The organism is Pseudomonas japonica (genome assembly GCF_013522925.1).
Taxonomy (GTDB): domain Bacteria; phylum Pseudomonadota; class Gammaproteobacteria; order Pseudomonadales; family Pseudomonadaceae; genus Aquipseudomonas; species Aquipseudomonas japonica_A.
In genome coordinates this window covers 12,362-34,781 of sequence record NZ_JAAMQU010000020.1, presented here as the reverse complement: position 1 = coordinate 34,781, position 22,420 = coordinate 12,362, and the positions used below count along the sequence as shown (strand labels likewise).

The 22,420-nt window shown below is 63.4% G+C and carries 20 protein-coding genes; 15 read left to right on the top strand and 5 right to left on the bottom strand.

What is annotated here, in order from left to right; translation table 11 throughout:
- The 10 genes from G7016_RS23055 to G7016_RS23010 all read left to right on the top strand — a co-directional run bounded on the left by G7016_RS23055 (position 1) and on the right by G7016_RS23010 (position 7,196).
- Complete coding sequence (locus G7016_RS23055) at positions 1 to 876, top strand: MaoC/PaaZ C-terminal domain-containing protein (RefSeq protein ID WP_181118070.1); 876 nt, start codon at positions 1 to 3, stop codon at positions 874 to 876.
- 55 nt (positions 877 to 931) lie between these two features.
- Positions 932 to 1,768: an AraC family transcriptional regulator gene (locus G7016_RS23050; RefSeq protein WP_181118068.1), complete on the top strand. Its 837-nt coding sequence runs from the start codon at positions 932 to 934 to the stop codon at positions 1,766 to 1,768.
- 75 nt (positions 1,769 to 1,843) lie between these two features.
- Positions 1,844 to 2,428: a LysE family translocator gene (locus G7016_RS23045; RefSeq protein ID WP_181118066.1), complete on the top strand. Its 585-nt coding sequence runs from the start codon at positions 1,844 to 1,846 to the stop codon at positions 2,426 to 2,428.
- Positions 2,429 to 2,474: 46 nt separating this feature from the next.
- Positions 2,475 to 2,780 carry a MazG-like family protein gene (locus tag G7016_RS23040; protein ID WP_181118064.1) on the top strand — a complete coding sequence of 102 codons (306 nt, stop codon included), beginning with the start codon at positions 2,475 to 2,477 and terminating at the stop codon, positions 2,778 to 2,780.
- Positions 2,777 to 3,526, top strand: a complete 750-nt coding sequence (locus tag G7016_RS23035) for a methyltransferase domain-containing protein (RefSeq protein ID WP_181118062.1) — start codon at positions 2,777 to 2,779, stop codon at positions 3,524 to 3,526. The genes G7016_RS23040 and G7016_RS23035 overlap by 4 nt, the downstream gene beginning before the upstream one ends.
- A gap of 27 nt (positions 3,527 to 3,553) precedes the next feature.
- Positions 3,554 to 4,174 carry a DUF4136 domain-containing protein gene (locus tag G7016_RS23030; RefSeq protein ID WP_181118061.1) on the top strand — a complete coding sequence of 207 codons (621 nt, stop codon included), beginning with the start codon at positions 3,554 to 3,556 and terminating at the stop codon, positions 4,172 to 4,174.
- 17 nt (positions 4,175 to 4,191) lie between these two features.
- A complete protein-coding gene (locus G7016_RS23025) occupies positions 4,192 to 4,752 on the top strand; it encodes a DUF4136 domain-containing protein (protein ID WP_181118060.1) in 561 nt (186 codons plus the stop codon).
- Positions 4,753 to 4,861: 109 nt separating this feature from the next.
- A complete protein-coding gene (locus G7016_RS23020) occupies positions 4,862 to 5,365 on the top strand; it encodes a prepilin peptidase (RefSeq protein ID WP_308812207.1) in 504 nt (167 codons plus the stop codon).
- Between the two features lie 115 nt (positions 5,366 to 5,480).
- A complete protein-coding gene (locus G7016_RS23015; protein WP_181118058.1) occupies positions 5,481 to 5,774 on the top strand; it encodes a hypothetical protein in 294 nt (97 codons plus the stop codon).
- Between the two features lie 72 nt (positions 5,775 to 5,846).
- Positions 5,847 to 7,196 carry an MATE family efflux transporter gene (locus G7016_RS23010; protein WP_181118057.1) on the top strand — a complete coding sequence of 450 codons (1,350 nt, stop codon included), beginning with the start codon at positions 5,847 to 5,849 and terminating at the stop codon, positions 7,194 to 7,196.
- Here the strand turns inward: G7016_RS23010 and speA are convergent.
- From speA to G7016_RS22990, 4 genes are all read right to left on the bottom strand, one after another.
- Positions 7,181 to 9,094 carry an arginine decarboxylase gene (speA, locus tag G7016_RS23005; protein ID WP_181118055.1) on the bottom strand — a complete coding sequence of 638 codons (1,914 nt, stop codon included), beginning with the start codon at positions 9,092 to 9,094 and terminating at the stop codon, positions 7,181 to 7,183. The two genes, G7016_RS23010 and speA, sit on opposite strands and share 16 nt — an antisense overlap.
- A gap of 124 nt (positions 9,095 to 9,218) precedes the next feature.
- Positions 9,219 to 9,590, bottom strand: a complete 372-nt coding sequence (locus G7016_RS23000) for a translation initiation factor Sui1 (protein WP_181118108.1) — start codon at positions 9,588 to 9,590, stop codon at positions 9,219 to 9,221.
- Positions 9,591 to 9,731: 141 nt separating this feature from the next.
- A complete protein-coding gene (yfcD, locus tag G7016_RS22995; protein WP_181118053.1) occupies positions 9,732 to 10,283 on the bottom strand; it encodes an NUDIX hydrolase YfcD in 552 nt (183 codons plus the stop codon).
- Positions 10,280 to 11,359 carry a DUF2333 family protein gene (locus G7016_RS22990; protein ID WP_181118051.1) on the bottom strand — a complete coding sequence of 360 codons (1,080 nt, stop codon included), beginning with the start codon at positions 11,357 to 11,359 and terminating at the stop codon, positions 10,280 to 10,282. The genes yfcD and G7016_RS22990 overlap by 4 nt, the downstream gene beginning before the upstream one ends.
- A gap of 239 nt (positions 11,360 to 11,598) precedes the next feature.
- Between G7016_RS22990 and G7016_RS22985 the strand changes: the two genes are divergently transcribed.
- The 4 genes from G7016_RS22985 (at position 11,599) to accC (ending at position 17,332) form a co-directional block, all read left to right on the top strand.
- Positions 11,599 to 13,230: a diguanylate cyclase gene (locus G7016_RS22985; RefSeq protein WP_181118049.1), complete on the top strand. Its 1,632-nt coding sequence runs from the start codon at positions 11,599 to 11,601 to the stop codon at positions 13,228 to 13,230.
- A 76-nt stretch (positions 13,231 to 13,306) separates the two neighbouring features.
- On the top strand, positions 13,307 to 15,058 hold the full coding sequence (gene dsbD, locus G7016_RS22980) for a protein-disulfide reductase DsbD (RefSeq protein WP_181118047.1): 1,752 nt from the start codon (positions 13,307 to 13,309) through the stop codon (positions 15,056 to 15,058).
- A gap of 445 nt (positions 15,059 to 15,503) precedes the next feature.
- A complete protein-coding gene (gene accB, locus G7016_RS22975) occupies positions 15,504 to 15,962 on the top strand; it encodes an acetyl-CoA carboxylase biotin carboxyl carrier protein (RefSeq protein WP_181118045.1) in 459 nt (152 codons plus the stop codon).
- 17 nt (positions 15,963 to 15,979) lie between these two features.
- Positions 15,980 to 17,332, top strand: coding sequence for an acetyl-CoA carboxylase biotin carboxylase subunit (gene accC / locus G7016_RS22970; protein WP_181118043.1), 1,353 nt, complete (start codon positions 15,980 to 15,982; stop codon positions 17,330 to 17,332).
- 45 nt (positions 17,333 to 17,377) lie between these two features.
- On the opposite strand, the gene G7016_RS22965 is transcribed toward accC, so the two are convergent.
- Positions 17,378 to 21,328 (bottom strand): dermonecrotic toxin domain-containing protein, encoded by a 3,951-nt coding sequence (locus G7016_RS22965; protein ID WP_181118040.1) that lies wholly within the window; start codon positions 21,326 to 21,328, stop codon positions 17,378 to 17,380.
- 169 nt (positions 21,329 to 21,497) lie between these two features.
- Here G7016_RS22965 and prmA point away from each other — a divergent pair, with 169 nt between their 5' ends.
- Entirely contained in the window at positions 21,498 to 22,379 is an 882-nt protein-coding gene (gene prmA, locus G7016_RS22960) for a 50S ribosomal protein L11 methyltransferase (protein WP_181118038.1), read from the top strand.
- The last annotated feature ends 41 nt before the right edge of the window (positions 22,380 to 22,420 follow it).

Here is a 22,420-nt window from a genome sequence, read left to right as displayed (position 1 = left end):
ATGACCCTTTCCTGGCAACTACTCGATAGCCCTCCTCCTGCCGCCACGCTCTACAGCCGTGCGGCGCTACGCCGAAACAAGGTGACTGGCCAGCAGTTGCCCAACCAGGGGTTGCGAGCCTGGCTCGAACCCAATCCGCGCAAACTGGCCGCCTACCGAACCCTGTGCGGCTACGCTGACAGCGCCCTGCTACCGCCCACGTACCCTCACGTATTGGCGTTCAGCCTGCAGCTGGCCTTGCTCACAGACCCGGACTTCCCGTTGCCGCTCCTCGGGCTGGTGCAGTTGCGTAACGACATCCGGATCCTGCGCCCTCTGGGAGGGGTTACTCGGGTGTGTGCAAGCGTGCACGTGGAACAACTGCAAGCCCACTCACAGGGCGCAACGTTTACGCTGGTTACCCAGATAGACGACGCCTTGGGCATGCTGTGGGAGGAACGCAGCCTGTTGTTGTGCCGCGACCTGCACCTTGAAGGCGTGCCGGACGCCGAGCTCGTCCCCGCTTCACCTGCCCCGATGGAGGCCGTGACCCAATGGCCCGTGGGCAGGGACGTTGGCCTGCGCTATGCACGCGTAGCCGGCGACCTCAACCCCATCCACCTTGCGGGCGTGACCGCCCGCCTGTTCGGCTTCGACCAGGCCATCGCCCCCGGCATGTGGAGTGAAGCCCGCGCACTGGCCGCCCTTGAAGGGCACCTGCCGGCAGCCCCTCTGGATATCCGTGTGGCGTTCGAAAAGCCGCTGCCACTGCCCGGCGAGGCCTTGTTAAGCGCAACCGCCCCAGGCTCGAGCGGGCAGTTCCAACTGGCTGGCCGGGACGGTACCGTCTACCTGCAAGGCGAATGGGCGCCGCCGCCTGCTGCACAAACCTTCTAGCCAACCGTGGCCGGGTGTGGATTACTGAACGCCGGCCGCTACTACCTTGGCAACCATGAGCAACTGGATCAACCTCGCCCAGGACCGGGACACCGGTATCGAAACCCTGCATGCCCATTTTCAGGGGCATGCGCATGCCTACGACCCACACTGGCACGATACCTACCTGATCGGGTTCACCGAGCAGGGGGTGCAGCGTTTCAACAGCCGCCGCGCACGCCACGACAGCACCCCGGGCCAGGTATTCATGCTGGAGCCCGGCGACATACACGATGGCGATGCACCCAGCCCGGACGGTTTCACCTACCGCATGCTGTACCTGCAACCAGCTTGGCTCGAACGTGCGCTGGGCGGCCTGTTCGGCGACCTTCCCGGCAGCGGTATGCCCGGTATTGGCGCGGTACTGCACAACGACCCCGCCCTCGCCCGGGCCACGGTATTTGCCTTCAACGCCTTACATCAGAACGAAGTACGGCTGGTGCGCGACGCCGCCCTGGACGGCCTGCTCGAATGCCTTGCCCGGCAAGTACGCTGGCAGCGGCATTGCCAGGGCGACCCACGCGCGCCGGCAGTGGCCCGGCGCGCACGCGACTACCTGATGGCTCACCATGAGCAAGACATCAGCCTGGAAACCCTCGCACTTGTGTGTGGCACCGACCGCTTCCGCCTCACTCGGGCATTCAAGGCCACCTATGGCCTGGCGCCGCACGCCTGGCTTATCCAGTTGCGGTTGAGCCGCGCCCGTAGGCTGCTGGCCGCGGGTGTCGCGCCCATCGATGTCGCCGCCCGGCTGGGGTTCGCCGATCAAAGCCACCTCGGCCGCTGGTTCCGTCGCGCCTATGGCATCAGCCCGGGCGCTTACCAGCAGCACGTCGCCAACCGGCCCTTTTAGGCTGCACGCACCTTCAAGACCCACCCCTTACCACCTTTCACACTATGGGCATCCATTCCTGTCGCAGGGTTGCCCATGCTTGCGTTTATCCTCTTTGCATTTGTTGCGTCCATTACGCCAGGCCCTACCAACCTGATCGTGCTCAGTACCGGTGCCCGCCGCGGCTGGCGGGCCTGCGTGCCCATCATCGTGGGTGCCGGCGCGGGCGCGGCGATGGTGGTGTGGGCCGCCGGCACCGGGGCCGGTACTGCCCTGCTGCTGGTCCCGGGGGTGCGCCCTGTGATGACAGCGCTGGGTCTGTGCTGGATGCTGTGGCTGGCGTGGCAGATCTTCACCGCTCCCATCGTTTCGTTGAGCGCCGCAGCTGCCGAGAACACACGCGAAATGGGGCTGCTGGGTGCCCTGCTGTTGCAATGGGTGAACCCCAAGTCGTGGCTTATGGCACTCGCGGTCATCAGCGTGTTCACTGCCAATGGCCAGTCGCTGGAGCAACTGTGCCTGGTCTTTTTCCTCGTGGCGTTGCCCTGCCTTGGCAGCTGGGCAGTAATGGGCGTTGCCGCAGCCCGGTGGCTGGGCAGCCCTGCCCGCGTGCGCTGGATGAACCGCGCGCTGGCGGTGCTGCTGGTGGTTTCATCGGCTGCAACCTTGCTGCGCGCTTGATTCCTGCCCCGCGCCCGATGAAGCTATGGGCCTTTAGGAGTGGCCCATGAACCTGCAAGAACTGACCGAGCGCCTGCATCGCATCCGCGACACCAACCAGTGGAAGCCCTTTCACAGCCCGAAAAACCTTGCCATGGCTGCCAGCGTGGAAATGGCCGAGCTGGTGGAGATCTTCCAATGGCTGACCGAAGAGCAGTCGCGCACCCTCGCTCCCGAACAGTTGGCGCACGCCGGCCAGGAGATCGGTGACGTAGTGCTGTACCTGCTGTTGCTGTGCAGTGAGCTGGGGCTGAACATGGATGACGTGGTGCGGGCCAAGCTGGCGCACAGCGAAGCGCGGTTCGCCCGATGAAGGATCGCCATTTCGACGCCCTCGCTGCCCGCTTCGCCAACAAGATATATGGCGGGGCCAAAGGCGCCATCCGGCTCGCTGTGCTCCAGGCCGATCTGCTCGAAGCCCTGCCACAGCGACGGCTGCGCGTACTGGACGTAGGCGCGGGGCTGGGCCACATGGGTAGCTGGCTGGCGGCGCAAGGGCATGACGTCACGCTCGCCGAGCCTGCGGCCCCCATGCTGGAAGGCGCCAGAGAGCGTTTCGCTGAAGAAGGGCTGGAGGGTACGTTTGTTCAGGCCTCCTGGCAGGAGCTATCCTCCCTCACCACCCAACCCTATGACCTGGTGGTTTGCCACGCGGTGCTCGAGTGGCTGGCCGACCCCGGCGCGATTTTTCCAGCGCTCGAGCAGTGGGTAGCGCCTGGTGGCTGGCTGTCGCTGGCGTTTTACAACCGCGATGCGCTGGTGTACCGCAACTTGTTGAAGGGGCACTTTCGCAAACTTCGGCAAGATACCCTCGCTGGCGAGAAACAAAGCCTCACCCCCCAGACGCCGCTCGATCCGCGCACGCTGGACGCGCAACTCGCCACCGCCTGGCGAGTCGAAAGCCGTAGCGGGGTGCGGGTGTTTCACGACTACATGCCAGCGGATTTCCAAGCCAAGGCCGGCCTCGAGGACTTGTTGGCCATGGAACTGGAATACCGACGCCATCCGGCCTTTGCGGGCCTGGGGCGCTACCTTCACTGGATTTGCAGGCCCCGCTGAACGGGCGTAATCGCCTTGGAGAGCACCATGCGATGCCACATTGCCGCGCTACTGTGTTGCCTGGGCCTGGCCGCCTGCCAGGCGCCTAACCCGTATGTTGCCAGTTCACTGCCGCTACCCCCCGCGCCGCCACTTGCCGCGCAAGCCATCGACGCCAGCGCCTACCCTGCCGCGCCACGGGATTACGCACGTTATCGCAGCTGGGCATGGGTAAACGATCGCCTGCCCGCAGGCACACCTTGGGCAGCGCCAGAACAAATCGCCGAGGCGGTAAGTGCTGGCCTTGATCAGCGCGGCCTGCGCCCTGCCCGTTCCACCCCGGCCGACCTTCGCGTGGCTGTTGAACTGCGCCAGGAACGGCGCCTGCAGCAGGTGCAGGACGACTATGGTTATGGCGGGGGTTACGGCGGGGGTTATGGGCCCGGCTATCGGGGTTATGGACCTTACGGCTACTACGGTGGGCCACCGATCGTGCGTACCTACGAGATACAGGTGATGGTCGTTCGGGTGCATCTGTTCGATGGCATCACCGGGCAAGAGGTCTGGAACGCCGCTGCGGATACGTCGGCGCAGGGTTCTGAAAGCCAGCGTACCGATGCCCTGCGCGTCGCGCTTGGCCGAGCCCTGTCGACCTTTCCCCCAAGCTGATCCTTTGGAGGTTCTCTATGCGTGCTCAACTTTTGCTTTCCGGCGCCCTGGCCTTGGTGCTTTCGGGTTGTCAAAGCGCCAGCCCGAACCGCGACTACGATACCAGCCGCGACTTTGCAGCTTATCGAAGCTGGGCCTGGCAAGAGCCCGCGTTGCAATATCGGCCGGACGACCCGCGCATTCGCAGCGACCTTACCGAGCAACGCCTGCGCCAGGCCGTGGCCGAGCAGCTTGATCAGCGCGGCCTGCGCCCGGCGCAAAGCAGTTCGCCCGACCTGAAGGTTCAGGCGTGGCTGATCGTGGACAACCGGCGCGAGCAGATAACCACCAGTTACGGCGGCCCCTGGGGCCCGGGCTGGGGCGGGCCATGGATGAGCCCGGGGTGGAACGAGACCCGCAACGTGGACTACAAGGTCGCTACCTTGCAACTGGACCTGCTGGATGGCCGCGACGGCAAGTTGGTGTGGCGCGCCAGCCAGGAACGCATCCTGGCCGACGACAATGCCAGCCCCTCACAGCGGGCCGAAAGCCTGCGCAAAGCCGTGGCTCAGTTGCTGCAACAGTACCCACCCCGGTGAAACCTTTCTGTACTTCATCGCCTCCATAATCGGTAGGCAGCCTTGACGCGAAGCCGTTTCGGGGCTGCACTTTGCAGAAGGAAAGCGGGCGGCCGGAGGGAGTTCCGGCATGGAAGTGGCGCTGAAGGGAAGTAATGTGCAGATGCAATGCCTGGTATTACTGATCTGGTTCACCCTTTGTGCCGAACAGCACCTTCGCCAGCGGCACATCGATGACAGCCTCACCCTTGGCGGCGGCTGCTTTGCCTTGTGGTACCTCTTTTCCACCGGCCACACCTGGCTGGGCGCAAGCGCGAGCGAAGGTGCATTCGCCCTGGCACTCAGCATGGCCCTTACCCTCCCCGCGTACTGGGCCGGTCGGCTGACCGACGCAGAGGTCAAGCTGCTGGGCACCCTTGCGTTGGCCACGGATCGCCTGCACTGGCTAGGTACGCTTGGCGCGGCACTGGTGGTAGGGCTGGCCTGGCTGATGTTTGGTCGACGGGTATGGATTCAGCTCGACCGCAAGCTACGCGCCCGTCTGGCAAACCTTGCACCCGACGCTTCCCTCGCACCGCCCCTGGCGCCGTTTCTGCTGATGGGTTTTCTCGCCGCACTTACCTGGGTGCGGTAAGCCTGGTTGCGTTGCTCAAGAGCGGGATGAAAGCGAGGCGGCAGGGGAACCTCCGGGGCGTGCGCGCTGACCAACGCCACGAACCCCGGCACACGCCGGCCACTGGATGCACACCATGCAGGTAGACGGCTTTTTCGAATGGCTGGGCCAGGCGCTCGGCGCGGTCATCCGCTTTATCGTCGATGGCCTTGACTGGATCTTCGGCACCCTTGCCCATGCAGGTGGAAACTTCATCGAGGGCCTGTCCCGCACACTCGGCATGGACTCCTCCCTGATTAGCATCATCGCGCTGATACTGGGCCTGATTTTGCTCTATTCCGCCGTGCGAGCTTTCATGCGGGCGTCGATCGTGCTCGGGATCATCTGGGCGATCCTCGGCCTGTGGCTGTTGAGCTGGATCATCCATTAGCCCTCTCAAGCGGCTTTGGGCTATGGTGGCGCCCCCGTATTGCAATCGCGTACCGCCACCGGCTGTCCAACAATGATTCCTTTCCTGCAAGACTGGCGGCATCGCCCTACTCACCGCCGGGTGTGGGCCCTTGCGGCGCCGATGATCCTTTCCAATCTCTCCGTGCCGCTGGTGGCTTTGGTTGATACCGCAGTCATCGGCCACCTGCCTCATGCCCACCAATTGGGCGCTGTGGCTGTAGGCGCCAGCTTGTTCAGCCTGTTGGCATGGGCGTTCGGCTTCCTGCGTATGGGCGCCACGGGCTTTGCCGCTCAAGCCGCCGGGCGTGGCGATGGCGACGGGTTACGCCAGGTGCTGGCACAAGGGCTTATGCTGGCCGCGGGTTTCTCGTTGTTGCTATGGCTGTTGGCGGTCCCGTTCAGCCGGTTGGCGCTGAGCTGGATGTCGCCATCGGCCGAACTGGAAGGCAGCACCCTCGCGTTTTTCCACGTTCGCTTGCTCGGCCTGCCCGCCGCGCTGGGTGGCTTTGCCCTCGTGGGATGGTTCCTGGGAACCCAGAACGCCCGGGCGCCGCTTGCCATGCTGCTGCTCACAAACGCGCTGAATATCGTGCTCAACCTGTGGTTCGTACTTGGGCTGGGCTGGGGCGTGGTCGGTTCGGCCAAAGCTTCGGTGATTTCGGAGTGGGTTGCACTGGCGCTGGGCCTGGCACTGGCCCGCCCGGCACTGCGCGCCAACGCCGGGCAGGTTCCATGGGCCCGCCTGCGCCAGTGGGCCAACTGGCGCCCGCTGCTGAGCGTGAACCGGGACATCTTCATTCGCAGCCTTGCGCTTCAGGCCGTGTTCTTCCTGATTACGGTACAAGGTGCTCGCCTGGGCGATGCCACCGTGGCCGCCAATGCCCTGCTGCTCAATGGCCTGCTGCTCACCGCCCACGCGCTGGATGGGCTGGCCCACGCCGTGGAAGCCTTGTGCGGGCATGCGATAGGCGCGGGGAATCGGCGAGAGTTGCGGCGCTCGCTGGTAGTCTCCGCTGGCTGGTCGTTGCTGGCCAGCATGGTATTCGTGGTGTTCTTCGGCGCGTTCGGAGAGGTGTTCGTTCGGCTGCAAACGGATATTCCCGGCGTACAAGCCACTGCCGGCGAATACTTGCCTTACCTGGCAGTACTTCCACTGATCGCAGTATGGAGCTACCTGCTCGATGGACTGTTCATCGGGGCTACCCGAGCGCGGGAGATGCGCGACGGCATGCTTGCCAGCCTTGCGCTGGCGCTGCCGATCGCCTGGTTGACCCGGGGCTGGGGCAACCAGGGGTTATGGCTGAGTTTCCTGGCCTTCATGGCGTTGAGGGCAATGACCCTGGGGTACATTGCCCTGCGGCTGGCGCGCCAGAACCGATGGGTGACTCAGGACGCCAGGTAGGACGATCGGGTAAGCCCCAGGCGCAGCGCGTCCAGGAACACCGTACGCTCACGCGGGCTGATTTTCGCGCTGGCCACCTTGTCGCGGTAGTGCGTCATCAGCTCCTCGGGCGACAGGTGCACGTAGCGCAGCATGTCCTCGATGGTGTCATGGGTTTCGATACCCGCGTGATACACGCTGCCGCTGGCGGTCTGGTAGATGTTCACCGAGTCGGTGTCGCCGAACAGGTTGTGCATGTCCCCCAGAATCTCCTGGTAGGCCCCCACCAGGAACACCCCGAGCAGGTAATCTTCGCCCCGGGCGACCGGATGAACCGGCAGGCTGGTCTCGATGCTTTGCTCGTCCACGTATTGCTTGATCTTGCCGTCGGAGTCGCAGGTCAGATCCTGCAGTACCGCGCGCCGCACGGGCTCTTCGTCCAGCCGCTGCAACGGCAGGATCGGCAGTACCTGGCCGATGGCCCAAGTGTCTGGCAGGCTCTGGAACACCGAGAAGTTGCAGATGTACTTGTCCGCGAGCTTGTCGTTGAGCTCGTCGAGGATAGCCCGGTGGCTGCGCTGGCGCGCCTTCAGCGCGTTATGCAGCTTGCGGCACACCGCGAAGTAGCACTGCTCGGCCAGGGCTTTCTGCGCCAGGGTTACCTTGCCGTCGGCGTACTGGGCGGCTATGTCACCGATGTAGTGGGTAGCGCGCCAGTAGATTTCGGTGACCATTTCCGGGTCGGTCGGGCCCAGGAGGTCCGCCAGCCACTGCAGCGTTTCGGGCAGGGTGTCGCGGTCCGGCAGCTCCGGGATTTCGTCGTTGTGGCGCTCCACGTCGGTGACCTGCACCACCAGCATGGCGTGGTGCGCCGTGAGCGAGCGGCCGCTTTCCGAGAAAATGTGCGGGTGCGGGAGGTTCTGAGCGTTGCAGAACTCCTTGAGCATGCCCACCACTACGCCAGCATAGTCGTCCATGTCGTAGTTGATGGAGCTGGCATTGCGCGAATGGGTACCGTCGTAGTCCACGCCCAAGCCACCGCCCACGTCGATATGGTCCACCGGCAGGCCGAGGTTACGCAGCTCGCCGTAATAGCGGATCGCTTCCTTGAAGCCGTGCTGATAGTCGGCCAGGTTGGCGATCTGCGAGCCCATATGGAAGTGCAGCAAGCGAATGCCCTGCTCCAGGCCCGCTTCGCGGAAGCGCTCCACCACCGAAATCAGCTGAGCTGCGGACAGCCCGAACTTGGACTTCTCCCCGCCGGTGTCTGCCCACTTGCTCGACGCCAGGGAAGACAACCGCACGCGCAGGCCAATCTGCGGCTTGACCTTCACTTCAGCGGCTTCTTCGATGACCAGCTGAACCTCGGATTCCTTCTCGATCACGATGAATACATTGTGGCCGAGCTTCTGGCCAATCAGCGCCAGGCGGATGAACTCACGGTCCTTGTAACCGTTGCACACGATGGTGCCGCCCTTGGGCGCCAGCGCCAGCACGGCCATCAGCTCAGGCTTGGAGCCCGCTTCCAGGCCGATGGACACGTCCTTGGTGGCGATGATGTTCTCCACCACGGCTTCCTGCTGATTCACCTTGATCGGGTACAGCGCGGTGTAACGGTTCTGGTATTCCAGCCGCTCGATGTTGGCGTCGAAGGCGCCGGTCAGCTGCCGCACACGGTGCTGAAGAATGTCCGGGAAACGCACGAGCAATGGCAGCGACAGCCCACTCTTGCGCAGCTGCTGCACTTGCTCGAACAAGTCGATGGCCGGGCTCTCGGGCCCATTGGGCCGCACTTCCACGCGGCCGGCTTCGTTGATCGCGAAATAACCCGCGCCCCAATGCCGGATCCCGTAAACACCGCGGCTATCCGCAACGGTCCATTGGCTGCCATCGTCTTTGCGAGTGCGTCGTACGGACATCGAGGTCCCCTGTAATGAATCCAGCCCAGCGGGTATGTGACCCGCCAGGAGAGTGGAAAAAGGTGGTAGCGACACCTGCCGGGGTAGACCCCAGCCACGGCGCCGAGTTTAGAAAGAAGCGGCCTCAGCCGCCGGACTTCTTCGCCTTGAAGCCTTGCCGGATCAGCTCGCCGAGCAGCAGCTCGACGTGATCCCCCTGGATCTCGATGATCCCGTCTTTGAGGGCACCCCCTGTGCCGCAGCGGCGTTTCAGGGTGCTGGCCAGTTCCTTGAGCGCCTCCAGCGGCAAAGGTACGCCGGTGATCGTGGTCACGGTCTTGCCGCCACGCCCCTTGCTTTCGCGCCGCACCCTGGCGATGCCATCCCCTTCGGGAATCACGGCCTTGCTGCACACGCATTCGTCCACCGGCTTGCCGCAATCGGGGCAGTGGCGGCCGCTATCGGTTGAATACACAAGGCCGCCCAGGGAGGCGAAGGAGGTAGCTTTCTTGGCCATGGCAATCCTCAGGGGGAGGACGAAAAGGTCGCGCAGTTTAACGGCAAAAACGCCGCGTGCTAAGGGCTGCTGCCGAGCAAATTGCAGAAATTCGTCGGCCTGTCGAATCATCTGGCGAACATTGGCTGCTTCACACCCCCGCTAACCGGCAAATCGGGGAAAATAACGGCGCAACGCCTCAAGTGAATCCGGGCACCATGGCTCGTTGGCGCAGCGTTGCACGAGCTCATCGGGGCTCAGGAAACACACCTGCGCAATCTCCTCGGGCTGAGGCCGCAACGGGCCATCCCACACGGCAGAAAACACGCCACACCAGAGCCGATTGCCCGGTGCGTCAAAGAAGAATCGCCCGTGTTCCTGTAGCGGTACGTCAGTGATTCCCAGCTCCTCGGCCAATTCACGCTGGGCGGACAACGCATAGCTTTCATCAGCCTGCACCATGCCGCCCGCCGCAGCATCCCAATACCCCGGATATACCGCCTTGCTCAGAGTTCGCTGCTGAGCGCACAGCCTGCCCTGGCTGTCGAACACAAGAATGAACGTGCCGCGCCCGATCAGGCCGCGCTCGCGCAGCACGGCCCGGGGCAAACTGCCAAGCAGTTGATCCTGCTCATCAACCCAGGCAATCGACTCCCTGTCCGACGCTGCTCGATGGGCAGCTTCGGACGGGGAATACCGCTCGCCGGCACTCACCCCTGGGACAACAGCTGACGAAGGTCAAGTACCGCAGCGTTGGCGCGGGAAATGTAGTTCGCCATCACCAACGAATGGTTGGCGAAGATCCCGAAACCGCTGCCGTTGAGCACTACGGGGCTCCACAGCGGCTCCTGCGATGCCTCCAGTTCACGAATGATCTGGCGCACGCTGACCGTGGCGTTTTTCTTGGCCAGCACGTCGGCGAAGTCCACTTCGATGGCGCGCAGCAGATGCGACAGTGCCCAGGCCTCACCGCGGGCTTCATAGAACACATTGTCGATCTGCAGCCATGGCGTTTCCACGAACTGCTCTTCGAGTTGCGGGGCGCTGCCCGGGGCGAAGGTTTCGACCTTGACCGTGGTATCGAGCTTCACCCGCCCGACACTGGCAGACAAGCGCTGGGACAGTGAACCCAGGCGAGTGGACACATCCCCCAGCCAGTTGTTGAGGTTATCGGCGCGCGCATAGAAGAAGGCGTTCGGATTAGGGTCGGTCAGGCGGCGCTGGTAATTGTTCAGCGACTTCAACCCCTCCTGAAACTCCGACTCGCTCGAAGGCAGCACCCAGCTCTTGTTGTCGAAGTTGAACCGCGGCTCGGCGCGGGCGAGGTCGCCGTCTTCGGTGGATTGCGACTGCGAGCGGGCGAAATCCTTGCGCAAGGCACGGCTCAGGTCACGCACCTGCACCAGTACGCCGTATTCCCAGCTGGGCATGTTATCCAGCCACACGCCCGGCGGCAGGCGGTCATTGGAGAGGTAGCCGCCCGGCTTGGTCAGCAGGGTGCTGGCAACCTTTTCGAGGGTTTCTACCGTGGTATAGCCCACCACCATCTGGCGGTTTTCGCGCTGGATCGCGTCTTGGGCGTTCTGCTGCACCGAGAACAGGTCGGGCTCGCGGCTCCAGTAGATCCCCAGTATCAGCGCCACCAGAAGATAGATCGCGACTAACCCGATCACCGCCCGGCTCAGCAGCAGGCTCGGCCAGTATCCCTTGGGCGCGGGCCCGGCATGGGTCCCGGCTGCGGACGCCGCAGGTGACTCAGGCGTGTTGGTGCGTTTCTTCCAATCGAGCATCGGGCTGTCCTTCAGGCTTTCGGGTCAACGATTCGACCGCGCCGGCTCGCTATGGTGCCGGCTACCGGGCAACCGATTGGGCGGGCCACGCCACGGCATGCTCACTATAAGGGAAGCCGTGGTACCAAAGACACCCACCAGATCGCCAGACCAATGGCGGCGGTTTTACGACGTGCGACACAGTTTCAGATCCAAAACGCTGCTAGCATAGAGCCACTACTCTTCCCGATCACCGGTCCATGAGCCCTATAGAACCCGCCAGCGAGCACCCGATGCGCCTGCATTTTGCGCAGCGCGTGGTGCATCAGGCGCGCGACGTGCTGCAGTTTTGGCAGCGCTCGCAATATCAACTATGGACCCGTCAGGTTCAGGTGCAGCTCGACGATGCCGTGCTCCGCTGGCAGCGCTTTGCAGAACGGTACGAACATGGCCCGCATTTGTCACTGGCAATAGAAGCCCGGGACGCTCTCGCAACCGTCACGCTTGACGGTGGCAGGCTGGACAGCCCATCGCTGGGCCGCATCAACGAGATCATGCAGCGGCTGGCGACCACCGGCCTTCGCACGCTGGACGATCCCGCGGCCATGGCCGAACTCCCCCCTGCGCGGCACCCGGTGGCCTTGATGCTCAAGGATGCCGAAGCGAGCCAACGCCTGGCTCGGCAGTTGGAATTCTTCGGTTGCACCGCTCAGGCGCTGGACAGTATTGCTGCCCTGCACTCGAGTTTGCGTGAATACCCACCGGCGGCGATCCTCCTGGACGTGGATTTCAAAGGCACCGGCTCCGGGCTTGAACTGGCGTCGATGCTTCAGGCCGATGCCTACCCTTCGATCCCGCTGGTTTTCCACAGCCCCCTCGCAGCGGATACCCGTACTCGGCTGGCCGCCGTGAAGGCGGGTGGCCGTGCCTTCATCAGTGGGCCGCTCGAAGCCTGGAACGTGTTGGAAACCCTGGAGCCTTTGCTCAACGAGGGCCCATGGCAGCCGTTCAGGGTGCTCATCATCGACGACTCGCGGGCCCAGGTGATGCACACCGAGCGCATGCTGAAGAACGTCGGCATGGTCACGCGATGCCTGACCGATCCACTCGATACCATGGCGGCCCTGGCCGATTTTCAGCCTGACCTGATCATTCTCGACATGTACATGCCGGGTTGCACCGGCACCGAGTTGGCGCAGGCAATTCGCCAGAATGAACGCTACGTAAGCGTACCGATCATTTACCTCTCCGCCGAGGGCGACACCGACAAGCAGCTCGATGCCATGAGCGAAGCCGGCGATGACTTCCTCACCAAGCCTATCCGCTCCCGCCAACTGGTGACGGTAGTGCGCAACCGCGCAGGGCGCGCCCGAAGCCTGCGGGCACGGATGGTGCGCGACAGCCTGACCGGGCTGTACAACCACACTCATATTCTGAGCGAGCTCGAGGACAGTTGCGCCCGGGCCGAGCGCGAGGGCAGGCCGCTGACGTTTGCGATGCTCGACCTGGACCACTTCAAACGCATCAACGATTGTTATGGCCATCCGATGGGCGACCGCGTGATCAAGAGCCTGTCTTTGTTTCTCAAGCAACGCCTGCGCGCGAGTGACCTGATCGGACGTTACGGCGGAGAAGAGTTCGCTATCGTGATGCCTGGCACCACGGGCCAGGCGGCGCTGGGCGTGCTCGAAGACATTCGGCAGCGGTTCGCCGCAATCCAGTACCCCGCCCAGCCCCAGGATATCCGCTGCACGTTCAGCGCGGGGCTGGCAACGCTGCAAGCCGGCATGCGGGGGCATTCGCTGGCGTCCCGTGCCGACGCCGCCTTGTATCAAGCCAAGCAGCAGGGCCGAAACCGGGTAGTGGCGTATACCGCTTCAGGTATTTACTGATTTAGTAACATCTGGGGTTCGGCCAGGAATCGCCACATGGTTATCATGCCGCTCGAATTTCCGATTTGAGACTGCCATGCGCCAGTTGCTGTTCGCCCTCCTGTTCATGATCGCCCTGCCCGCGCATGCCGACCTCCTTGGCGGGCGGCCAAACGCGGTACTGGGCAGCCCTGCCACAGGTGGCGAACAGTTCCTGCCAGTGCGAGAAGCCTTCCAGCTCAGCCAGGTAGGCGGCCCTGACGGGGCCATCCGGTTACGCTTTGTCGCGGCAGAGGGGTATTACCTCTATCGGCATAGGCTGCAGTTTCACACCGAACCCGCCGTCAGCCTGGGCGAACCTCGCTTGCCAAGCGGGGAGCGCAAGCACGACGAGTATTTCGGTGACGTGGAGGTCTACCACAATATTCTGGATGTCGACCTCCCTCGCCCCGCCAGCGCCAACGCCCCTTTTACGCTGGTAGTGACGTACCAGGGCTGCGCCGACAAAGGCTTGTGCTACCCCCCTGAAACCGAACGGCTGGCCATTCCCGGTGTGGCAAACAATGCAGCCGAGGCCGCCTCCCCTCGCTCAGGCGGCCACTGGACCTGGCGCGAACTGGCGCTGTTCTTTTTGGCCGGCCTGGGTTTGACCTTCACACCCTGCGTATTGCCGATGCTGCCGATTCTCTCCGGAGTAGTGTTGCGGGGGCAGGTGGGCGGGTTGCGCGGCCTGAGTTTGTCATTAGCCTATGTACTTCCCATGGCCATCTGCTTCGCCTTGCTGGGCGCGCTGATGGGCCTGTTCGGCGCCGGCCTCAACCTTCAGGCACGGTTGCAGTCCGCATGGGTGCTGGTGCCGTTCTCACTGTTCTTCGCGGCGTTCGCAGTGGCCATGTTCGGTGCCTTCGAGCTGCGCCTTCCGCGTGGGCTAAGCGACCGCCTTGACCGCCTGGCGGGCCGCGCCCAGGGCGGTTCGCTGCTAGGGGCCGCAGCGCTGGGCATACTCTCCAGCCTGCTGGTTTCTCCCTGTGTGTCGGCTCCATTGGCAGGCGCCCTGTTGTATATCAGCACCAGTGGCGACGCGCTGGGCGGGGCTTTGAAACTGCTTGCCCTTGGGCTGGGGATGGGCGCTCCGCTGGTAGTGGTGGGCGCGGGCGGCGCGGCCTGGCTGCCCAAAAGCGGCCCGTGGCTGGTGACCGTAAAGAACGCCATCGGCGTACTGCTGCTAGGCTTGGCAATCGCCCTGCTCAGCCGCGTGCTGCCCGGGGCAGCCACCTTGATGCTGGTCGGCATACTTAGCGTTGGTACCGGGCTGTTCCTCGGTGCGTTGAGCTTCGTTCCTCACAAAGGAGCAATTGCGCAACTGCGCCAACTGCTGGGGCTGCTGTGTTTCTGTTATGGCCTTGCCTGCTGGGCCGGCGCGTTTTCCGGCAACAGCGATCTACTACGGCCCCTCGCTGGCGCCGCCCCTGTACAACAGGTGGGCACGAAGGCGGACAGCTGGCAGACCGTTACGCAGGTCTCGGACCTTCAACGCGCCTTGGCCGACGCTGCAGCGGCCGGTAGCCCTGCCGTTGTCGACTGGTACGCCGACTGGTGCATCAGCTGCAAGGTGATAGAGCGGGAAGTGCTGAGCCAACCCGCAGCCCAAACCAGGCTAGCCAGTTATCGCAAGATCCGCTTTGACATCACCGCCAGCGACCCGGCGCAACGTGCGCTACTCGATCAGTACGGTCTGTTCGGCCCGCCTGTGATCCAGTTCTTCAATGCCGCGGGCAACGAAGTGCTGCCGGCCCGAATAGTCGGTGAAGTCGATCTTGCAGGATTTCTCTCGCGCCTCCCCGGATAAAGGCCCGTTGTCACACTCCATGACCGGATTCGGCCCAGTGGTCAAATAAATGTCGGCATTCTCGGCAATCGTGCTGGCAGCTTCGGCAAACTGGACAGCCGGGCGCTGATTGGGCATAGTCGGCCCCGCACATGATTAGAAGAACCTTTGAAAGGGTCTGTCGATGGTGGTATTGCCTGCACGCCTGTCGATGCGCTTCGTGGCTTCGATATTGTGGACGCCATGTTGAGAAGTGACGCGGCGTCGCCGGTGAGCATCCCACACTCTGATGCGCCATTACCGATGCGCGATCAAGGACATACGTATTCGCCTCCCGCGCGCCTATGGCTTGCGGGCGGGCTTGCGGCCAACAGTGCCGATGTCAACCGACCGGGCTGCCAGGCCATTCAGGATCACCTGAACCCTTTTGCCTTAAAACCCCTGACCCATGCGGGAGTTGAAGTTCATGGATATTCGTAAAGTCAAGAAACTGATCGAGCTGCTGGAAGAGTCCGGCATCGACGAGCTGGAAATCAAGGAAGGCGAAGAGTCCGTTCGTATCAGCCGCCACAGCAAGGCACCTGCGCAGCAGTTCTATGCCGCGCCGCCCATGGCAGCCGCTCCCGCTCCGGTAGCCGCTCCCGTTGCCGCCCCGGCAGCCGAAGCAGCCCCTGCCGCGCCAAAGCTCAACGGCACCGTGGCCCGCTCGCCGATGGTCGGCACCTTCTACCGCAAGCCATCGCCGACCTCGCCAAACTTCGCTGAAGTGGGCCAGACCGTGAAAAAGGGCGACACCCTTTGCATCGTCGAAGCCATGAAAATGATGAATCACATCGAAGCCGAGACCAGTGGCGTCATCGAGTCCATCTTGGTGGAAGACGGGCAGCCGGTTGAGTTCGACCAGCCGCTGTTCACCATCGTTTGAACCGCGGAGAGCCTCCGATGTTGGAAAAAGTTCTGATCGCCAACCGCGGCGAGATCGCCCTTCGCATCCTTCGCGCCTGCAAGGAACTGGGGATCAAGACCGTGGCGGTGTACTCGACCGCCGACCGTGAGCTGATGCACCTTGGCCTGGCCGACGAGTCGGTGTGCATCGGGCCTGCGCCCGCGGCAAAGTCCTACCTGCATATCCCGGCGATCATCGCCGCCGCCGAAGTGACCGGCGCCACCGCCATCCACCCGGGTTACGGGTTCCTGGCGGAGAACGCCGACTTTGCCGAGCAGGTCGAGAAATCCGGCTTCGCCTTTATCGGCCCCAAAGCTGACACCATTCGCCTGATGGGCGACAAGGTATCGGCCAAGGACGCCATGAAGCGCGCCGGCGTACCGACCGTGCCTGGCTCCGACGGCCCGCTGCCGGAAGATGAAGCCGAAGCGCTGCGGATCGGCCGCGAAGTGGGTTACCCGGTGATCATCAAGGCGGCAGGCGGCGGCGGTGGCCGCGGCATGCGCGTGGTGCACAAGGAAGAAGACCTGATCTCGTCGGCGAAGCTGACCCGTACCGAAGCCGGTACCGCGTTCGGCAACCCGATGGTCTACCTCGAGAAGTTCCTGACCAACCCACGCCACGTGGAAGTGCAGGTACTGTCCGACGGCCAGGGTCATGCCGTGCACCTGGGTGACCGCGACTGCTCGCTGCAGCGCCGCCACCAGAAGGTACTCGAAGAAGCACCGGCACCGGGCATCGACGAGGCCGCGCGCGAGGAAGTACTGGCCCGCTGTGTGAAAGCCTGTATCGAGATCGGCTACCGTGGCGCTGGCACCTTCGAGTTCCTGTACGAGGACGGCCGTTTCTACTTCATCGAAATGAACACCCGTGTTCAGGTGGAGCACCCGGTTTCGGAAATGGTCACCGGCATCGACATCGTGAAGGAAATGCTCAGCATTGCCGCAGGCAACAAGCTGTCATTCACCCAGGACGACGTCGTTATCCGTGGCCACTCGCTGGAATGCCGGATCAACGCTGAAGATCCGCGCACGTTCATTCCAAGCCCAGGCACGGTCAAGCACTTCCATGCCCCGGGCGGCAACGGCGTTCGCGTCGATTCCCACCTGTACAGTGGCTACGCAGTGCCGCCGAACTACGATTCGCTGATCGGCAAGCTGATCACGTACGGCAAGGACCGTGACGAAGCCATGGCGCGCATGCGCAATGCCCTGGATGAAATCGTGGTTGATGGCATCAAGACCAACATCCCGCTGCACCGGGACCTGACCCGCGACGAAGGCTTCTGCAAGGGTGGCGTGAACATTCACTACCTCGAGCACAAGCTGGCTGAAGAAAAAGCCAGGTAACCGTGAGCCCGCGTGCGCCACTGGCACACGCGGGCCCTGTTGGTATCAGCCGTCGAGCAACTCCAGCACGATGCGCGCTGCCTCCCTCCCCTCCTGCGCCGCCACTGTTTGTCTGGCATTGGCGTAGCTGCCGTCTTCCAACTCCTGCCAGCGCCCTTCACGCAGCCGTGACCAGAAGCGCTCAGTCCGTTGCCTCAATGGCTCCTGCCCGACGATCAGCAACTCTCTGTAGGTATCATAAAAAGCCGCGCGCGACTGGTTGCCCAGCCGGTACACGAGCGACCCGCCATCCTTGAGGTCCAGCAGCAAGCCCCCTGTTCCTCCCGCCTCCATTCCCCAAAGCCAGCGCACAGGCTTGGCCAGCACCGCATTGAGCCCCAAAACATGAGTAACCTTGGACAGGATGTCGCCCGGCAATGCCAGCCAGTCCCCTCCCATCAGGGTACCCTGTACTGGCCGCGCCGCACTCACGGCCCCCAGGGAAGCAAGCGCCTGGTTGATCGTTTCGTCTATGGGCGCGGCGATCCCATGGTCGATATTCAGCAGTGCGCCGCGCCGCGTCACCGGGTTATACAAGCTGGCGACCACCGACCCCCTGGTTTCCAGGCCTAGCAGATAATTGTCTGCACGGACGGGGTCGAACCCGGCGCCTATGGCTTCTCCGGCTAATGCTACCCGATCGGGCTTGAACGGAACCTGGGCGGGGAACAGCTCCGACACATCGGCAATCACGCCAAGGTGCAAGGGCTCGGCAACCCTGCCACCGGGCAACCCGGTACCCGCCTTGTACACCCAACGACCTTCAGGGGTCAGCTCCACAGGCATCTTGTAATGATTCAAGGGATGACGTGAGTCCACCACCCTGATCACGCCGGCGTCTGCGTCCACCACCGCCTCGAAATACCGTTCTCCCTGCTTGATGAAGTACTGCGGCCGGGGCTGCGTTTCACCGGCTGCGGCGCGGTAAAGCCCTTGGGTGAGGCCCTGGTCGGCCACCTCGGCCAAACCGGAAGGGGGCGTACGTACCGCCCAGCGAGGATCTAGCCCGGAAACGGCATAGCGACTGCTGTGCGGCCTGACCGGCCACCGGGCCGGCGCTCCTTGGTAAACGCCCGCGTAGTCCTGCGTGGGCAGGCGTACCTTGTGTGATTTGCGTATCAGGGTTCCCCAGTGCCATCCCACCGGCCCTAGCAGAAACGTCGTGCCTACGAACGCCATGCTGAAAAAGCCTATCGCCTCTTCGGTATCTTCCAGCCTGTAGGCCTGGTAACCCCGGCTTACCGAAATGGCGATAAACACCGTGTCGAGTACAAAGCCTAGCGGGGGGAAGATCACCCCCAGCGGGCCGGCAGCGAGCTCCACACCTTTGAGTACCTGCTCGAAAATGACTTCGCGGCGGCTTTTAGTGATGTGATCCACGTCGGCAAGCATGCACTCCACCTGGTGATCATACTCAACCTGAAAACCAACCACCGGCTCGCCTGTGCCGGGAACGTCTGCCGTTGCGCTGCCCCATAGGATATCGCCCAACCGAGTGCGAGCAGCTTTCTGGGTAGCCAGTGGAACACGTTGCAGGTAATACAGCTGCACCTCGGTCGGCAAGCCGGCGCCGAATGCTGCCCGGTAGGGCCGGAAGGCGACGCCATCCGGGGCTTCGGGGCAATAGACCAACGCGTCTGCCCCCTCGGTACCGGGCAGGTTCAGCAAATAGACACCGGCAATACCCCAGCCCCGCAGCGTAACTCGGCGCAACAGCCCCGGCGCGCCTTCAGGCCGTTGCAAGGCCGGTAGCGCGGCGGCAATGGCGGCGTGCTGAGCTTCGTCCAGCTGCCCTTTGAGGCGCGCGGCCAGGGCGTCACGCTCCAGCAGCATGGCAGCCCGCCAGGCGTATAGCTGGCGGCGCCACTGGGTGGCCCCAAGAAACTCAGCGCGGATCCATGCCTCGTATTTGTCGCCCAGGTAAGCGCTGCGCAGATACCGGGCCAGGTCCGCCGCACGGGCTTGGCCCAGGTCCTGGCCAATAGAGGAGTAAACAGGCATTTGGGGATTGTCCAGGCCCCAGTTGTCGTCGTAACCGGTTACCGCCAAGTCCATCAAGCAGGGGCTTTGGGCCTTCGCCGCCTCGCCAAAGCCGAACTCATACACCGCGCCTGGCGTGAACTTGAACAGTACCGTCTCCGGATCTACCGAGGCGGTGACCCCGCAATCGGTAAAATAAGGCGCCACGGCCTGGGTGACCGTACGCTTGGCGAAACGTACGAAAGGCTCCGGGTTCGCCCCGCTATGCTCGACGATACCGCGCAGCAAGGTAAGCCGCTCGTTCAGACTGTTGAGTGCCTGACGTACCCTCAAAGGCTGTTCGATGTACCAGAGAGGGGCGGACTGCAGCACAAGCTTGTCCAGCTTGTTGGCGTGATGCAGTTCGACCAACCGCTCGATAGCATGCCGGTAGGACAGTGTGTTCGTGCGCAAGTCACGGTTGGCATCCCATACGATGGGCTTGAGGATAACCGATGCCAGATAAGCCTCGGCGGCTTCCCGCTGGCGCAGCGGCAGCCGATCGAGCAAGTAAAGCCGGCCCGTTTCTTCCTTCGCCCAAGCGCCCAGCTCCAGGTTGAGCGCCCGTATGCTGGGCAGGGCTATCCATTCCTGGCCGTCGAACTTGTCCGGGGCGTACAACACCAGCGGCTTGGCGGCGGCCTCATCCGGGTTTTCGAATACCAGCACGCCCAGCCCGCCCAGGCCTGGCAGTTCGAGTTCCCGGACCGATTGCCCGCTCCCCTCGTCCTGGGCCAGATCGCGTACCGCGACTACCGCTTGGTAGGACGCCTCGTCCAGATGCCCTTGCATCAGCGCTGCCAGCGCGCTGTGCGTCAGCGCAGCGTCGGCATGGTCGTACGCCAACAAGCGCCGGTCCTCGCTCTGGTAATGGGTGCGCAGCGTTTCGTTGTATTCGACACGCGGGTCACAAACTTCGAACAACGGGCTCAAATCCACCGCCAGGGCCTCTGGCCCAAGCGTCTCGGGCAGCTTCACAACGCTGCGCTGGATAGCGTCGTCAGGGGCATAAGGGCCGTTGAACAGCACTTGCGCAAGGGTGGCTATGACCGTTTCCTGACCGTAGGGGGTTGAGTACACCGTTTGTACCTTGATCTGCTCAGGATCCACGGCACCCCCATAGTAGGCGCTCAGCCGCCCGGCAATGGCCTGAGTCGACCATGCCAGGCGATCCTGGTCATGGTCGAGCATGGCAAGGCCCGCTTCAAGCTCGCACAAGCGCTGGGCGAGGCGTTCAAGCTGCAGCTTATCCTCGGCGCTGGCAAAACGGAGCCAGTGCGGCAGGTTTCTCGCCACGGCGTCGCCCAGACGCTCGCTGTCCTCCAGCGGCAGCAAGCTGCTGAGGGTCAGGCTATCGACCAGCGTGTCGTGGGCAGTGGCAAGCGCCTCGAGTGCTTCGTGGGCGTTCAGCAGCGGCTGTCGAGTGAACAAGGCGTCAAGCTCAGCCTCCCAGGCGCCAAGCGCGGTTTCGATCAGGTTCAGCAACTGTGAAGCGTGTGGTACCTCGTCCGTCGGCGCCAGCAGATGCACCCGGATAACTGCCTTCCATAGGTCGGGGAGCTCTGGGGCCACGGCTTCAGTCACTTCAACCACAGTGCGCCAGCGCTCATTGGAAAGCGCTGGGTAGAGGCTGTCTTCGTCCTGCTCCCCTTCGGCTTCGAGCAACTTCGTACCCAGCGGCGTGCCACTGAGCAGGCGGCGTACCTGCACGAGCAGCAGCTCCTCGATGAAGCCCTCATCGACGTTCCCCTGCGGGCAATGTACCCGTACTGCCTGTACCAGCAAGCCACGCGCGACCTGGCTGAAGGATGGCAGCCCCTGACTGCGTACACATAGAAGTTGCGCCCACCGCCGCTGGCGCTCGATCAATTCGACAGCGCCCTCGGTGACGCTGGTCTGTGGCGGTGTTCGCAACGTTGCGGATTTTAGCGCGTCCATGGTTCCCCTCCTTGGGTTCAAAGGTCGCAAGCTTAGGGAAAGCCCGACGACCATGAGGGTAAATAACGCAAGGCCCCGCCTGCCCGATACCCCAAGGCCGGGCGGGTGCAGTACACTGGCGCGCTTTATTCGCCACGCTGTCGCGCGGCAAGCCCAAAGGAACTTAATCATGCCCTGGCTTCAAGTCCGCCTGGCCATCGGCCCAGAACAGGCCGAAACCTATGAAGATGCCCTGCTGGAAATCGGCGCGGTGTCGGTTACCTTCATGGATGCCGAAGACCAGCCGATTTTCGAGCCAGACCTGAACACCACGCCCTTGTGGAGCCATACCCACCTGTTGGCATTGTTTGAAGCCGATACAGAGGCCGACGCGGTGTTTGCGCACCTGCGCCTGCTGACTGGCGACACCCTGCCCGAACACCATGCCGAAGTGATCGAAGACCAGGACTGGGAGCGCAGCTGGATGGACGCTTTCCAGCCCATGCGTTTCGGTCAACGCCTGTGGATCGTGCCCAGCTGGCACGAAGCGCCGCAGCCCGATGCGGTAAACCTGCTGCTGGACCCAGGGCTGGCGTTTGGCACAGGCACACACCCCACCACCGCGCTTTGCCTGGAATGGCTGGATGGCCAGGCATTGAGCGGCACCCGAGTGCTGGATTTCGGCTGCGGCTCGGGTATCTTGGCCATCGCAGCGCTGCTGCTTGGCGCCGAATCCGCGACAGGCACCGATATCGACGTGCAGGCGCTGGAAGCCTCTCGGGACAATGCCGGCCGAAACGGCATTCCCGAGCACAAGCTCGCTCTGTATCTTCCCCAGGACCTGCCCGCTTTCGAGGCGGACGTGCTGGTTGCGAACATCCTGGCCGGCCCGTTGGTTTCGCTGGCGCCCGAGCTGGCGTCTCGGGTGCGCCCAGGCGGTTTGCTGGCGCTCTCGGGGATTCTCGCCGAACAGGGCGAGGAAGTCGCCGCGGCCTACGCCGGCATGTTCGACCTGGACCCGATCGCAGAGCGCGAGGGCTGGGCGCGTATCAGCGGACGTCGCCGCGCATAGCAGCCCCGTTTTTTCCAACCTAGAATGCTTGCTCGCTCGAA